Here is a 15623-nt window from a genome sequence, read left to right on the forward strand (position 1 = left end):
ACCTCAGGCATACTGCGGTCATGAAAACGCTGCCTGATTTAAACCAACTGACCCATGAGCAACTGCTGGAATTTACCCGGCAATTAGCGATGCAGCATCAGTCTTTGGCACAATCAAATCAGCAATTAGATGCCAAAGTTCAACATCTGGAAGTCACCAATCAACAATTAGATGGCAAAGTTCAACATCTGGAAGCATGCAACCAACATCTCTCTATTCTCACTCAAAAATACGAGCATGAACTGGCGCTGTTTAAACAGCACAAATTCGGCAATAAAAATGAACATCTCACCGCAAAACAAATCCATCTCTGGGATGAGGCGGTTGAAGAAGATATCGCAGCGGTTGATCTGGAACTGGAACGGCTGAATGCAGATAAAACCAATGCAGCTGCACAGAAAGCCCCAGTCAACAAACCTAAACGTCGACTGCTGCCAGATCATCTACACACCATCCGTATTGAGCATGAACCTGCATCAACCCAATGCAGCTGTGGCTGCACCTTGCGTCGTATCGGTGAAGATGTCAGCGAGAAACTGAATTTCAGACCGGCACAGTTCTATAAGGAACAGCATGTGCGTGGCAAATGGGTCTGTGATGAGTGTGACACCCTGACTCAGCAAGCGATGCCCGCCTATGTGATTGATAAAGGCATTGCTTCACCTGAATTGCTTAGCCATGTACTGGTATCGAAATATGCCGATCATTTACCGCTGTACCGTCAACGTCAAATCTTTCTACGCGCAGGTGTTGATCTGTCCAGATCAACCTTATCTGACTGGATTGGCCGCTGTGGGGTGGAACTGGAACCTCTGGCCAATGCCTTAAAACAGGTGGTACTGCAACAGCAGGTGATCCATGCAGATGAAACACCGGTGACGGTCATGCAGATGGGTGAAAATGAGAAAAAGCCCAAAAAAGGTTATGTCTGGGCCTATGCCAGCACACAGTACAATCCAGTTCAGGCAGTGATCTATGACTTTCAAGATAGCCGTTCTGGCCAGCATGCTGAAGACTTCCTGAAAGGCTGGCAGGGTCATTTGGTCTGTGATGATTACAGTGGTTATAAAGCACGCTTTAAATCTGGTCAGATCATTGAAGTGGGCTGCATGGCACATGCACGTCGTAAATTCCATGAACTACATGTGACCAAGAAAAGTCAGGTCGCTGAACAGGCATTAGTGCTGATTCAGAAACTGTATGCTATAGAAGCAGAACTCAGGAAAAAGATTGATGGTACGGCAGAACAACGCCGGGAATACCGACAACAGTATAGTCAACCAGTGATGCAACAACTGTATGAATGGCTTAACCAACATTATCTGACGGTGCCGTCGAGTTCTCCAATCGCCAAGGCTATTCATTATACGCTGAAGCGTTGGCCAGCCTTAAGCCGCTATCTGGATGATGGCAATCTACCTATTTGCAATAACTGGGTCGAGAACCAAATGCGACCTTGGGCGTTAGGACGCAAGAACTGGCTGTTTGCGGGCTCGCTGCGTAGTGGTCAACGAGCTGCCAATATCATGACTTTAATCCAGTCAGCAAAGCTGAATGGACTGGATCCGTATGCTTATTTAAGTGATGTGCTGAAAAGGTTACCGACACATAAAGTGACTCAAATAGAAGAATTACTGCCACACTGCTGGAAACCTGAACCGAATTAAAAAATAGCGATGGGGTTTAGCGGACGCTTACGATTTAAAGACAGTTATAGACACTGCACCAACGCTAAAAAAGCCCCGTCGAACCTTCACGGCTGAATTTAAACATCAACTTATTCAGCAATGCCACCGAACTTAAAAATCGAGGGGTACAAGATATTCTTGTTGCGTGTGTAGATGGACTAAAAGGCTTTCCTGATGCAATAGCCTCTGTTTACCCCCATACCGATATTCAACTGTGTATCGTGCATGTTGTGCGTAATAGCTTGAGATTTGTAAGTTGGAAAGACTACAAGGCTGTTACATCTGGACTAAAAGCAATTTATCAGGCCAGTACAGAAGAAAATGCATTAAAGTCCCTAGAACTCTTTTGTGATCAATGGAATCATCAATATCCAAAAATTGGAGAATCCTGGCGAGCAAATTGGGAAAACATACGGACAATCTTTAGCTATCCAGCTGAAATACGTCATGCTATTTATACGACGAATGCGATTGAATCACTGAATAGCGTAATCCGCCATTCAACAAAAAAGAGAAAGATCTTCTCTTCAGATGATTCAGTAAAAAAGGTCATTTATTTAGCAACATCAAACGCTGCTAAAAAATGGACGATGCCAATCCAAAATTGGCGTTTAGCGATGAATTGGTTTACGATTCATTTCGATGATCGATTAAAAGATCATTTATAAAAAATGGAACTTACACAAAATAATTTACAGGCTCGATTGGACCGCTTTGAGCGAATTGCGGAAATTTCTCTTCGTATCATAGTGCTCATTCAAAAGTATGCTTTGTTTGATATAGCGGACATTACCTTTTCGGATTTTATTGCCCATAAACTACTAAATTAAAACCCGCTTAATGTACCTTACTAATTATCTTTTAAAAATGCAGCTCTTCTATCCGACACGGTTTTCCGTATAAATAGCCTTGATAGGTGTGACACCCCATACTCTGCAATAACGCGCGCTGGGCTTCTGTTTCAACACCCTCAGCTATGACTTGCAGTTCCATTGAGTTGGCTAATGTTATAACTGCCTGAGCTATGGCCCTATCATTACTGCTATTGATAATATCTCGAACAAACCCTTGGTCAATTTTCAACTGATTTATAGGCAATTGTTTTAAGTAGGATAAGGATGAATAGCCTGTACCAAAATCATCGATTGAAAAAGTCACGCCGTGCTGCTGCAACTCTTTCATCTTAGCTTTAACATCAGGAATGTTATTTGCGAGCAACGTTTCCGTAATTTCCAGCTTTAGCAACTGTGGATTTGCACCTGAGGTTTTCAATGCATTTAAAACAGTCTGAACAAAATTATCTTTGCTAAATTGAACTACGCTTATGTTAACCGCAATGCTTAGGTGTTGTTTTTCGGATTCTAAAGACCATTTTGCCAGAGTGGAGCAAGCTTCCTCTAGCACCCACTCGCCAATCGGTACAATAAGACCTGTTTCCTCCGCTAATGGGATAAATTGCAGTGGCGACACCATGCCTTTTTCTGGGTGTATCCAGCGTAACAATACCTCAACACCAATACACTGCTTCAGGTGATTGACCTGTTTTTGATAGAAAAGTACAAATTGCTGGCTTTGTATTGCAGAGTATAAGTCGCTAATAATCGCTGCTCTTGAGCTTACTGCAACTTGCATTTGCGGGTCAAAAAACTGCACACCATTTCGGCCAGCATATTTAGCCTTGTACATAGCCATATCAGCTTGCTTTAACAAATCTTCTTTTGACAGATTTTCACTGTTAAAAAGTGTTACACCAATGCTTGCCGAACTATTGTAAGTTAGACCGTCAAGATTATATTCCCTTGTTAAATTACTCACGATTTTTTGTGCAAGTCTCTCAGCCTGGTTCGCTGCTAATGTTGGTTCATGACTTAAATCTGATGCAATAATAACAAACTCATCGCCGCCTAAACGCGCTACGGTATCACCTTGTCTCACTGAGTTGACAAGACGCTCAGCGACCTGACACAACAGCAAATCACCTTTATTATGACCAGCACTATCATTAAGGTTTTTAAAGTTATCTAAATCAAGAAAAAATAATGCTGAGAAGTTCCTTGTACGAACGCTATGATTTATAGCTCCCGTCAATCTGTCCAACAACAGACGTCGATTAGGTAGCAATGTTAATGGGTCATAAAATGCTAACTTGTGAATTTCATTTTCACGTTGTTTACGCTCAGTGATATCCCTGACAACACCGATAAAGTTAACTTCACCAGCCATTTGAACTTCAACTACACCAAGCTCGATTGGAAACATAGAACCATCTTTGCGCAAGGCCTCAAGCTCACGAATACGCCCAGTAATGTCACTGACACCACGTTCTATATAATTTGATAAGTAGCTATCGTGATGCTCTCGATGAGGTGACCCCATCAACATGCTAATATTTTTGCCAAGCGTTTCATCTTCCGTATAGCCGAAGATTTCCTGTGCGGCTTGGTTAAATGTCAGAATTTTACCACGACCATCAATAGTAATAATGCCATCAAGCAACCCTTCAACAACAGCTTCCATCTGCCTTGACTTATCACTAAGCGCTTTTTCTGCAATTATTTGGTCATTGATATCAAAGTGTGTACCCAATAACCATAGAGCTTTGCCATCATATGTCCTTGAAGAAATACGCCCTCTGGTGTTTATCCATTTCCATTCACCATTTTTGTGTTTCATACGAAGATTGGCTTCATATATGGGTATTAGGCCTGACATGTGCTTTTCAAGAATAGTTGCACAATAAGCCAGGTCATCAGGATGCGTTAGCCTTTCCCACGTGTATCTGTTTCCCGGTAATAACTCAGAAAGTGTGTAACCCAGTAATGCGGCCCATTCATCATTGATAATCAACTCGCCTGTTTGAATATTAAAATGCCATGTGCCTATATTGTTAGCGTCTATTACGGCCTTAAGTAAATTCTGACTGTTCCTTATGAGCTCTTCATCCTGTTTCTCTTTTGTAATATCTGTTTCAATTGCAATATAGCCGCTCAAACTACCACTTTCACTAAACAGAGGGTTACAAGCTATTCTCACCCAGTAGGAATTTTGCGCTTTTGAATAATTTACAACATCAACATTAAAGCCGTTCTGTTGAGCAAGCGCATCTCTCATTATTGCAACAGTGGCAGGATCAGTGTCGGGCCTTTGTAATAACTCCCCAGGCTTTTTACCCTGCATTTCTTCAATGCTATATCCTGTAAGAAAGGAGAAGGCTTCATTAATCCATATAATTCGACCTTTGACATCAGTTATTACCACACCATTGGTTGTCTGCCTTGCAACTTCAGAAAGGCGTCTTATTTCTGACTGCGCTTCAACTTGTGCAGAGGTATTACGAATGACCACTAATACTTCATTATCATCAATCTTTTTGTATCGGGCTTCGAACGATTGATTTGACTTTTCAAACGTGTAGTTATGATGAATCACATCGTTGTTACAAAAGGCTTGCTTGAGGCACTCTACGAGTTGATGACCTAGCTCATTGGGTAGTATCTCATGAACGGTACGCCCCAAAATCGCTTGTTGAGGTTTAAGTAAGTCAGGATGCTCTTTGCAAACCAAAAAACGAAAGTTTCGGTCAATAACAAATACCATATCAGGCAGTGTTGCCAGTATTGAGGTTGTTTTTGCCATGCCTTTTAAAAACTGCTCTTGAAGTCGAGCTTGATCTTCTTTGGCAATTTCATACTCAACCATGTCTGCAAATTCGCGCAGTTCTTGCTGCTCTTTTGCTGAAAAGTCTCTGGCCACGGAGTCAATGAGACATAGAGTGCCGATGAGTTGCCCACTTGTCTCTCGCAGCGGTGCACCCGCATAAAAACGAATATGCGGCGCGTGGGTTACTAAAGGATTTGACGAAAAGCGCTCATCTTTTGTTGCATCTGAAACAATTAAAATATCCTCATGCAATATCGCATGGCCACAAAATGAGATATCACGGCCTGTTTCACAAGCGTCAAGACCCACTTTAGATTTAAACCATTGCCGGTCACTATCCACCAAAGAGATAAGGCATATTGGCACTTTAAATACAGACGCTGCTAATCTTGTAATGCGGTCAAAGCGCTTCTCTGCTGGCGTATCCAGCAAATTAGTTCGCTGTAATGCAAGTAAACGAGCAGCTTCATCAACAGGGAATTCAGGTGCGTTCAAAACGTTACTCCAATAATTTGCTGCTTAATCGATTATTATCAAGGCTCTAGACTAGCAGAATAGATATATTAGTCTAGAATCATGATAGAAAACAGTAAATTAAGTCACTATAAGATTAAAAAAATTATTCAGTGCTTTTGCATTGATATTCCTGCTTCTAAAACAGCCTTATTGCTTAACTTGAACCGTAATACCATCAACTATTGGTACATGCTTTTTAGAGAAGCAATCTACGATCATCAAACAGATTTAAGAGCAAAGTTTGTAGGTTCTATTGAAGTTGATGAGAGCTATTTTGGAGCAAAAAGACAACGTGGTTTTCATGGGAAATTGAAGCGAGGTCGAGGTGATGTGTGCTGAGAAAACAGGAGGTTTTAACTTGGTAAACTATAGACACTCATCAGGAGTTTACCATGAGCAAGAAACAGAAGACTTACACCGCAGAATTTAAAGTTGAAGCAATAAAATTGATTGAAGCCAATCAAGGCAATGTATCGGAAACAGCCAGACAACTTGGCATTTCAATGCAAACTCTTTCAAATTGGAATAATAAAGCAAAGACTGGCACCTTAGCAGGCACTAAACAATATTCACCTGATCTAAATGCCTTACTCGAAGAAAATAAAAAGCTCAAACAACAGCTCAAAACAGCTGAAATGGAACGTGAATTTCTAAAAAAGGCAGCAGCGTACTTTGCGAAAGAAAGTCAGTAAGGTACGCCTATATGAAACAGCAAAGACATTTATTCCCGATTAGCTTTATGGCTAGATTACTTCACGTTTCAGTGTCACGATTTTATGATTGGCTAAAACGAGGCATGAATAAAAGATTGGTTCAGCGAAATCAACAGACAATTTTGGTCAAAATAGCTCATGAGGAAACTAAACAAAGCTATGGCTATATTCGATTAACTAAACATTTACAAGCGCAAGGTATCAAAATCAGTACGTATGCTGTACGTCAAATAAAAAAGCTCAACCAGCTGTATTGTAAGCGTCATAAGCGTTTCAAAAGAACTACGAAGAGTGATCATAATCGAGCGATCTACGCAAATTTACTAGAGCAACAGTTTTCAATGACTAAGCCCAATCTTGCATGGTCAAGCGATATTACATACATTTGGACTGCTGAAGGTTGGTTATACTTGGCAGCAGTAAAAGACCTGTACACGAAACAAGTGGTTGGCTATAGCTTAAATGAGCGTATGACCGCACAACTTGTTTGCAATGCACTGACTATGGCGATTCGTAATCAAAAACCAACGAAAGGCTTAATTGTTCATTCGGACAGAGGCAGCCAATATTGCAGCCATGAATATCGAAAGATACTGGAAAAATGTGATTTTCAAGGTTCAATGAGCAAACGTGGGGACTGTTACGATAATGCACCGATTGAAAGTTTCTGGGGCATACTCAAGAATGAATTAGTGCATCATTGCAACTATAAAACCAGAGATGAAGCTAAAGCAGATATTACAAAATACATTGTGTTATTTTATAATCAGCGAAGAATTCAAAAGAGTTTGGATTTTAAAACGCCAAATCAAATAGCAGAGAACTTTTATCGGTTAGCTGCCTAGCATATCCCAAGTGAAAGTCTCCTGCTAATTCAGCACATATCAGTGTTCTGAACCGACGGTTAATGTTTCTAAAGTATTAAAACTATTGATATTACTATACTTAGCCGTCTAGTTTCCCTCCAGCTTGATATGCTATTTTCATGATCACAGTCAACCATTCCTTTACTTACTCTATACTAACTGCACGGCGGGTTTGTTATTATTTAGGCGCTAGGCAGTTAAATGCAGGGCTGCCAGGGAATTTTGCCAGAGAGTTGCCAACAGTTCAGATCTGGCTGCCAATTACGTAAGGAGATTAAGGTAAATTGAACCGCGTATTTTAACTGTATTTTCAGAGTGATTTCAGATCACTACGTAGCTAAGGCTTTTATAGATCGAAATGATAAATTCATAAATTGCTTTTCAAAAAAAAAGAAACTAATATGTTTCTTATATGACCTAAAAGCAATAAATGTATCTACAATGAATAAGTCTTTACTTCAGCAAATCAAAAAAAGACGAACCCAATTAGGCTTAAAGCAAGTTGATATGCAATCCCGTACAGGCATTTCAAGACAGCAATACCAAAAGCTGGAAAGTCAGGGTAACCCTCGATTAGAGACCTTAGAAATTATCGCGGCAGGATTAAATGCTCAACTGATGCTCATCCCTGATGATAAGGTTCATTTGATTAGACAATTATTGAATGATGAAATTAAAGTCACTATTGAAGATCAGGATAACTTAATGACTAACCCATGGAAGGGTCTTCTCGGAGGAGAGGAACCATGAATACTGTTGCCGTCCTGAAATTAACATTACATCACGCTGTCGTTGGATACTTGGCAGGATTTCAGAGTGGAAAAAATATTCTGGTTTTTACAGATTCTTTCCGCTTTGATCAGCAACGTCCGACCTTGAGCCTGCTGACTTCCCCCTTGTATCCTCAAGCGGATAAAATTTTAGAAAAGACCTATGTTACACATCAGCGCTTACACCCCTTGCTATCAAACTTGCTACCAGAAGGGGCATTACGTGAACTGATTGCACAAAGCCTCAAAGTACATATAGACAATGAATTTCAGTTATTGGCAGATTTAGGTCATGATTTACCTGGAGCACTCATTGCGACTCCATTAGATCCAGAAGAAATTCCAGATGAAATAAAATTCAAACTGCAGATCTCGAATCCAGATCAAATTTTAAAGCAAGAGATTCGAACAGATAATAAGTTTTCCTTGGCCGGCGTCCAAATGAAGTTTTCCATGAAAGCCAAAGATGGGCGTTTTACACTAGCACAGGCAACGGAAACGACTCTACTCGGGGACTGGATTATCAAAACTCCTTCTTCCAGACATGCTTTTGTTCCGCTAAATGAATATTCTATGATGACCCTTGCCAAAACGGTCGGAATAGATGTCCCTGAGATTCGCTTGGTGGATATGGCCCTTTTACAAGACCTTCCACCATTAAATTTACCCCAAGAGCAATATGCTTTCGCAATCAAAAGATTTGATAGACAGAGTACTGCTGATACTACAGAGCTTATTCACATCGAAGATTTTGCTCAGATCTTCGGCGCATATCCACATCAGAAATACAGCACCACAAATTATGAGCAGATAGGAAAGATCATTTATCAATTTTCAGATAACAAAATTTTTGATATTCAGCAATTTGCTAGCCGTTTACTCATAAATATTTTACTCGCCAATGGAGATGCACACTTAAAGAACTGGAGTATGATTTATCACGATAAAAGAATCCCAAGATTATCTCCCGCATACGATATATTAATGACCAGTGTATATATTGAAAATGAGCGTCATTTCGCATTAAATCTTGCCAAAAATAAAGATTGGTATCTAGCTGAGATGAAGCATTTTAAGCAATGGGCAGAAAAAGTCGGCGTTCCATGGCGTGTTATTGAAAAACAACTTCACGCGATCATGGACAAAGCACGGTCAGTATGGCCAGTGCTATTACTAGACTTACCTATGATTTCCGCTCATAAAGAAAAATTAAGAGCACATTGGAAAAAATTGCATCCAGACTTTCAGATACTTACAGATGATTAGGGTAATCTGAAACCAAACTAAAATTTCTCAAACAAGTTCATCACGTCATTTTCCGTCAGTTTCGCTTCGCCCTCATGATCGGTACTTAGAATAGACTGTGCCAGTTCTGCTTTATTTTGCTGTAAGGCAAGAATTTTTTCTTCTATGCTTTTATTGGTAATCAGCTTATACACAAATACTGGCTTGTCCTGTCCAATCCGCCATGCACGATCTGAAGCTTGATCTTCAGCAGCAGGGTTCCACCATGGATCATAGTGAATGACTGTATCTGCGGCGGTTAAATTCAGACCGACCCCTCCTGCTTTCAGACTGATTAAAAATACCGGCACTTGTCCAGACTGAAATGCTGTAATGACTTCATCTCGCTTTTTGGTCTTTCCAGTCAGCTTCACATAGCCAATTTCTGCGTGATGGAGCTGTTGCTCAATCAGTTCCAACATTGAGGTAAACTGAGAGAAGATCAGAATTTTTCGCCCCTCCTCCACCATTGGAACGACCATATCCATCAACTGTTCAAGTTTGGCAGAGTGTGCCTGCCCGGTTTTCACTGAATCCAGCTTTAGTAAGCTAGGATGGCAGCACACCTGACGTAGCTTCAGTAAGGCATCTAAAATTTGAATTTGACTACGTTTAAAGCCTTTTTCTGCCACAATTTTCTGAATATTTTCCTGCATCGTGGCACGAACAGCCTCATATAACTTGGATTGCTGGTCATTCATATCAATATTGACTTCAATCGTAGTTTTTTCTGGCAATTCTTTGGCTACGTCAGTTTTCAAGCGACGTAAAATGAAGGGCTTAATCCGGTTGACCAGCTTTTGCCTTAACTGCTGATCACCGCGTTTTTCAATCGGATGACGGTACTTTTTATTAAAAATTTCTTGTGAATATAAAAATCCTGGCATCAGGAAATAAAATAGTGCCCACAGTTCACCCAAATGATTTTCCATCGGGGTACCTGTTAGACACAAACGATGTCGTGCTTTTAATTGGCGTACTACCTGTGCAGCTTTGGCACGCGGATTTTTGATATTCTGCGCCTCATCCAAAATGAGTTGATGATATTCATATTGCTTTAGTTGTTCTTCATCTCTCGCTAGAAGCGGATAGGTGGTTAACACAATATCATAGTGCGGAATCTGCTCAAAATTCTGATGGCGGTCGGGCCCCTGTAGCAGCAATACCTTGAGCTCAGGGGTAAATTTCTCCGCTTCTTTGAACCAGTTATGCATCAGCGATGTGGGTGCAACAATTAAGGCGGGACTGTCCTGCAAATATCCAGCCTGCTTTTCCATGAGTAAATGGGCTAAAGTTTGTGCTGTTTTCCCCAAGCCCATATCATCTGCCAGAATCCCGCCATGCTGGGTTTCCCTTAAAAACTGTAACCAGCCTAAGCCCTGCTGCTGGTATGGACGCAACTCCCCCTGAAAACCTTGTGGTGTCGGCAGTTGTTGCTGATAGCCTTGTTTGAATTTCTGTACAAATTGCTGCAGGCGATCACTGACCTGCCATGTCATCCCAAGATTATGCTGTAATTCTAATAATTGACTCGCATCATAGCGATCAATACTGCGCTCTTCTTGCTGTAAAATGCTCTGCAGATGTAACAATACCGGCTTAATATCCCTAGCGGATAGAGCCAAATCAGGTTGATCAACTGCAGTTTTCACGGTGAAAATTTGACTGTCATGCAGATGAATAAACGTCCGCGGATCAAGTAAATCAGGATTTACTCGCACCAAAGCTACGAGCGCATCAAGCAAATTATAAGAATTGCCTGCACTGTCTTGAACCGTCGCCCCGATATTGAACCAGTCCTGCTGACCTTCAGATTCAGTGATAGAAATATTTAAATTTTCAACATATTGCAGATTAAAGGGGCTGTTATTCAGATGCTCTATCTGCCAGCCCATCAACTCAATTTGATTGATGGGCATCAGCTGTTTGATCCAATCTCCATAGAAAGCAAAAACCATAGAATCAAGACGTTGTTTATTCAGTTTTAATTGATGGTCATAACTAAGATCTTTCACCCACTTCAGTGATTCGACCAATAGCTGTAAACGTTGGATTGACTGTTGTTCCTGAACTAAGTCCCGAAGCTGTCGTACCATTTTGTCATGCTGCTCACCAATAAAACTGTCGCCTGATGTACCTGCTTTTATTCTTCCACCTGCATAGGAGAATTCAATTTCAGCACAAACAGACTCTTCCCATTTCCAATCAAATTTATCTAAAACACCGAAGCGTAAAATTGGCTGGGGACTACCCTCAAGGACATCAATATGCTGAATAGACTCGGGCTGAGGCAGATTTTTCACGTCTGAATATTGATGAGTCAGTTTCTCAAACTCTGGCAAGAGCATAGATGGAAGATCAGGCATCTGTAAAAAATGGTACAGAAGATTTGCCGTATATTCACCATATAACTGGCCCACCGTGTTCTGTTGAATATCCACATAACATGGTGGATGACTCGCGAGAATCTGAATATGTGGATTTGATTTCAAATCGAGTCGAATATCACCATTGACCAATTCAATGTTTAAATGCTCTGTCTGTTTGTTTACACCTTGTTGCCAGATCAGTTCGATGTGATAGCCTTGTTCTGACCATTGAAGTGCAGTATGGCTCTTTTTTTGCCAGTACACATCGCCACTTTGAATAAAAGATTTGAAATGCTCCAATAAAATTCCGGAGATATCAAGATTGCTTTGATAAAATCGTTCGTCACTGTTTATTTTGGCATAATAATAAATCTGGTTAAATAATTGTCGTTTTTGTTCAGGTAAAGTCAGATGCTTTCTGGTGATATTTTCATATTGGGTATAATAACTTTCCCCCGCAATTGAGCCGTTTTTATTGCGTCTGGCCTTCTGAACATCAACTGTCAATTTCTTTAAGCTGACCGACTGATCTAGCAGGTAAATTAAATAATTGTTTGTTTTGACAGATTGCTCTGGTTCAGTCTGTTGTAAATACCGTTTAAAATCATTCAACCAGCGCTGCGCCTGATCATCCCCCCATCGGCGTTTTGCGATTCCCTGCGGAGATTGAGATTCAGCATAACGCTGTTGAAATTCCTGACGATATTCTTGAAAGAATAACCGCGCTAAAGCAGCAGCATGTTTACAGTTATATCCAACTGGACAAGTGCAGTCATCATCGATTAAACGGTCTTTTTTAAGATTATAGGTAATCGCGGTATCGTAATAATCTGTCCCTTCAATTTGAGCATACATCGTGACATCATCATTTTCCTCAAAGAACTCAATTGTTTCCCTATCAATGTGTTTAGCATAGCTCAGACTGCGCTGAAGAGTTGCAGTACTAAAGCGAGATAGAAAATTGATCAATAAGGACATAATTACCAGACACCAAAATGTTTATACAATTATAACGGACAAAGCTGTCATTTCAGAATAGTAGCCGAACTGCTCAACCTGAGCACAGATTCGACTCACTCAATAGGAATATTGTGAGTAAAGACAATCAAATCAGAGAAGTTAAACAGATCATTGAGGTCGAAAATATCCTGATAGAAAGTTCTCATTTCTTCACGACAGTTAATTTTAAACCAAATGGGGTTAAAAGTTTTAGCATTGTTTCTAAGGTTGGATTTGCATCTGATCGCTCGAGCTTCTGTAAAGTCTGAAGCGAAATTTTAGTGATCTTGGACATTTCATGTAATGTCAGATGCAGCTCTGTTCTAATGAATTTTGCAATGACATGTATCGGCCAGTCTGGATTAAGCTGAATCATTTCTAAGACATATTGTCTTTTTCTAATTTGCTCTATTTGAGAGAGTGGAATAAAACGTTTATCCATAACAAATCTCCTTTAATTGTGCGCAAATACCTTCAATGCGATATGCACAATTTTCTAGAATTTCATCATCTATCCCGATAGATTTCATATGGGTTAAAAGCCCTTGATACAAAGGTAATTGTTCAGAAAATACAGATTTTATTTGTTCTATGGTTAAAGAACTGCATTCTACAATTTGATGAGCAATTGAAGCCCAGTTGTTATCGTCTTTTTCCCATCGAGTAGATCTCGCGATTCCATCAGGATGTAGCCACATAGGGGCAAAATCAAATAAAGGCGTTAATTGAATATCGCCATTGTTAAGCCTTTGAAATGCCGTATTACGGGTATGATTATCTTTATTTCCTAAAGCGATATTGGCTAAATCTCTTTTTACATATTCAAGAATTTCTGTTTCTGGATCCGTACAATAATTCATGATAATTTTGCAGACTTCGTTATGAGACATTTTTACTCCGAAGCCCGCTTTTCCACTAAAAGAAGCTAAACTTTCTTGGGCTATTCTTTCAACACGGTTATCAACCACTTGCCGATCAAAACGTGGAATAAATAAAGTTCTTCCATGTAATTCTAGAGGTCTAAACACTCGCAATCCTAAATATGCTGCTATTTGCATATATAAGGGTTCTTGATTCAAAATTTTGTTTAGACGTTGATCCGTTCCTCGGCTAAATTTAACCAACCAGTGCTGTTTAGCCATTTCATCAGGTAACGTATGATCAAGATAAAATAACTCATCATGACCTTGTGTGAGTAATAGTTTTGGCCACTCACCTTGAACACCCGATGATCCAGAGATAAATAGTCCAAAAGATGATAATGACTCAAGAAACTCTTCACTACGTTCGATAATTTCCTGTATTGAAAATCCTTGTACTAACTGATCTGACTGTTGAGTTAAAAGCCATTCATGAGCTTCTTTTATTCTTAAGTTACCAATAGGGTTGCTCGCTCCTACTTTAAGCAATGACCAATCTGCCGACTCTTCTTCATACTCAGGGCGACCAAGTTTTTTTAATAGTTCTTTTCGACCATATCCTTGAGGTAATAGATCAATTAGAAAAGCTGGCCACGTAGGCTCAATATTGCTTTCTAAATTAATCGGATAATGGTTTGAAACAGCATGACCATCTCGTAACCCCATATGTTCAATTGCATAATCCATTGAATAATATGTTCCGCAGCTAGCTTTCCAACCTTTAGCTTTTTCACCTATTACTTCAATAGTGGCACAATCGATCCATTGATTATTCAGAAATATTTGGACAGAGCAAAAATCATTCATAATTCTATTTAAATAGTAAAGTATAGGCAGTTTTGCCTATTATATACTTATTATAGTAGTAAAGTATTATTTTTATCCAAGTGAGTTTTCAAAATTATGCTTCATCCATAATCCATTCTTTAAAAAGAGCATCCTCGATTTCATAAGTACCATTTTCTGGTTTAAAAATAATTTGTTTTTTTGATAAAGAACGTAGGGCCGATTGAATACTTGATACCGCAATGTTATCTACACCAATGGAATCAGCCAGATGTTGTCTAAATTGACTACTATAAAGTTCAACTTGTGATTCCGCTATGGCTTTTAAAATTAGCTGTTCTAATAACTTAAACTCTCCCCATAATCCCGAAAAGTCACGATGCCCCATTGTATCGGCTATAAGCTGTTCCTTGGCAAAATCTATAGCCAGCATTGGGTTTAAGGCTAAACGCTCCACTAATGATCTTGCTAGTTGAGGACTTTGCTTCATATCTAAAAAAGCGTGCCATAAAATTTCTTTATTCAAACTACGTCCTGTTGTCTGATTAAATACATCTGCCAGATAATCTGTAAATGCTTTTGTTAGATTTGCAAAAGGTAAATTCTGTCCATAATGAAAAAATGGAGCACTACTCACAGAAAACATTTGTCTCAGGCCTTCTCGACTTGAACCAGTAAAAATCACCTTTATTGTTTCTTTATGCATATCTAAAGCGGTACGTAAACTGGCAATCGTGGTTTTATATTTTGAACTAGCTAAAGCCTGAATCTCATCAAGTAACAGTAAAATAGGTTTCCCCTGCTGAGCCAGTTTAGTAATGCTAGACAAAATACTGGAATTCACTTGTCCTTGTAGAAGTGTCACTTCAGCTTTTACCTCTGCCACCTCTGTACTTAAAGAACCAATATTTTTAATCCAATGTGTGGCTTTCCCCATTAAGCCATTTTGTTTTGAAAACTCATCAAGAGCTTTTACAAACTGCCCTTCACTATGCAGGCCTGCATCTAAATGATATACGCTGAATTATCAGGAGACTTTCCCTTGGGAGATT

At 39.8% G+C, this 15623-nt stretch carries 9 protein-coding genes and 2 pseudogenes; 6 read left to right on the plus strand and 5 right to left on the minus strand.

The window, feature by feature from the left end; translation table 11 throughout:
- Positions 1-20: 20 nt before the first annotated feature.
- Both tnpC and MZO21_RS12275 read left to right on the plus strand, forming a co-directional pair.
- Positions 21-1667 carry an IS66 family transposase gene (gene tnpC / locus MZO21_RS12270; protein ID WP_248102544.1) on the plus strand — a complete coding sequence of 549 codons (1647 nt, stop codon included), beginning with the start codon at positions 21-23 and terminating at the stop codon, positions 1665-1667.
- A 125-nt stretch (positions 1668-1792) separates the two neighbouring features.
- Positions 1793-2356, plus strand: a pseudogene (locus MZO21_RS12275) (IS256-like element ISAba26 family transposase); the annotation flags it as partial.
- 193 nt (positions 2357-2549) lie between these two features.
- Here MZO21_RS12275 and MZO21_RS12280 read toward each other — a convergent pair.
- Positions 2550-5843 (minus strand): bifunctional diguanylate cyclase/phosphodiesterase, encoded by a 3294-nt coding sequence (locus MZO21_RS12280; protein ID WP_282441547.1) that lies wholly within the window; start codon positions 5841-5843, stop codon positions 2550-2552.
- Positions 5844-5924: 81 nt separating this feature from the next.
- On the opposite strand from MZO21_RS12280, the pseudogene MZO21_RS12290 reads away from it, so the two are divergent.
- The 4 genes and pseudogenes from MZO21_RS12290 to MZO21_RS12305 all read left to right on the plus strand — a co-directional run.
- A pseudogene (locus MZO21_RS12290) lies at positions 5925-6191 on the plus strand (IS1595 family transposase); the annotation flags it as partial.
- 65 nt (positions 6192-6256) lie between these two features.
- Positions 6257-7422 (plus strand): IS3-like element ISAba21 family transposase gene (locus tag MZO21_RS12295; protein WP_085940850.1). Its coding sequence is split into 2 segments (ribosomal slippage): positions 6257-6515 and positions 6515-7422, totalling 1167 coding nucleotides; the frame shifts between segments, so codons are not numbered across the junction.
- A gap of 462 nt (positions 7423-7884) precedes the next feature.
- A complete protein-coding gene (locus tag MZO21_RS12300) occupies positions 7885-8193 on the plus strand; it encodes a helix-turn-helix transcriptional regulator (protein WP_017397672.1) in 309 nt (102 codons plus the stop codon).
- Positions 8190-9479 (plus strand): type II toxin-antitoxin system HipA family toxin, encoded by a 1290-nt coding sequence (locus tag MZO21_RS12305; protein WP_248104109.1) that lies wholly within the window; start codon positions 8190-8192, stop codon positions 9477-9479. The genes MZO21_RS12300 and MZO21_RS12305 overlap by 4 nt, the downstream gene beginning before the upstream one ends.
- 17 nt (positions 9480-9496) lie before the next feature.
- Here the strand turns inward: MZO21_RS12305 and MZO21_RS12310 are convergent, their stop codons facing one another.
- From MZO21_RS12310 to MZO21_RS12325, 4 genes are all read right to left on the minus strand, one after another.
- Complete coding sequence (locus MZO21_RS12310) at positions 9497-12844, minus strand: DEAD/DEAH box helicase (RefSeq protein ID WP_248104106.1); 3348 nt, start codon at positions 12842-12844, stop codon at positions 9497-9499.
- 184 nt (positions 12845-13028) lie between these two features.
- Complete coding sequence (locus MZO21_RS12315) at positions 13029-13307, minus strand: helix-turn-helix domain-containing protein (RefSeq protein WP_053579060.1); 279 nt, start codon at positions 13305-13307, stop codon at positions 13029-13031.
- Positions 13300-14592 carry a type II toxin-antitoxin system HipA family toxin gene (locus MZO21_RS12320; protein WP_152873950.1) on the minus strand — a complete coding sequence of 431 codons (1293 nt, stop codon included), beginning with the start codon at positions 14590-14592 and terminating at the stop codon, positions 13300-13302. The genes MZO21_RS12315 and MZO21_RS12320 overlap by 8 nt, the downstream gene beginning before the upstream one ends.
- Before the next feature lie 94 nt (positions 14593-14686).
- The gene (locus MZO21_RS12325; protein ID WP_348983681.1) at positions 14687-15568 is read right to left on the minus strand and encodes a hypothetical protein; all 882 of its coding nucleotides are present in this window, start codon (positions 15566-15568) and stop codon (positions 14687-14689) included.
- Between the last annotated feature and the right edge of the window lie 55 nt (positions 15569-15623).

Origin of the sequence: Acinetobacter portensis (assembly GCF_023158935.1) — a bacterium.
Lineage (GTDB): Bacteria > Pseudomonadota > Gammaproteobacteria > Pseudomonadales > Moraxellaceae > Acinetobacter > Acinetobacter faecalis.

Coding starts and splice junctions, on each gene's coding strand:
- MZO21_RS12300 (WP_017397672.1), top strand. CDS start 7,885: ATGAATAAGTCTTTACTTCAGCAAATCAAAAAAAGACGAACCCAATTA.
- tnpC (WP_248102544.1), top strand. CDS start 21: ATGAAAACGCTGCCTGATTTAAACCAACTGACCCATGAGCAACTGCTG.
- MZO21_RS12305 (WP_248104109.1), top strand. CDS start 8,190: ATGAATACTGTTGCCGTCCTGAAATTAACATTACATCACGCTGTCGTT.
- MZO21_RS12320 (WP_152873950.1), bottom strand. CDS start 14,592: ATGAATGATTTTTGCTCTGTCCAAATATTTCTGAATAATCAATGGATC.
- MZO21_RS12310 (WP_248104106.1), bottom strand. CDS start 12,844: ATGTCCTTATTGATCAATTTTCTATCTCGCTTTAGTACTGCAACTCTT.
- MZO21_RS12315 (WP_053579060.1), bottom strand. CDS start 13,307: ATGGATAAACGTTTTATTCCACTCTCTCAAATAGAGCAAATTAGAAAA.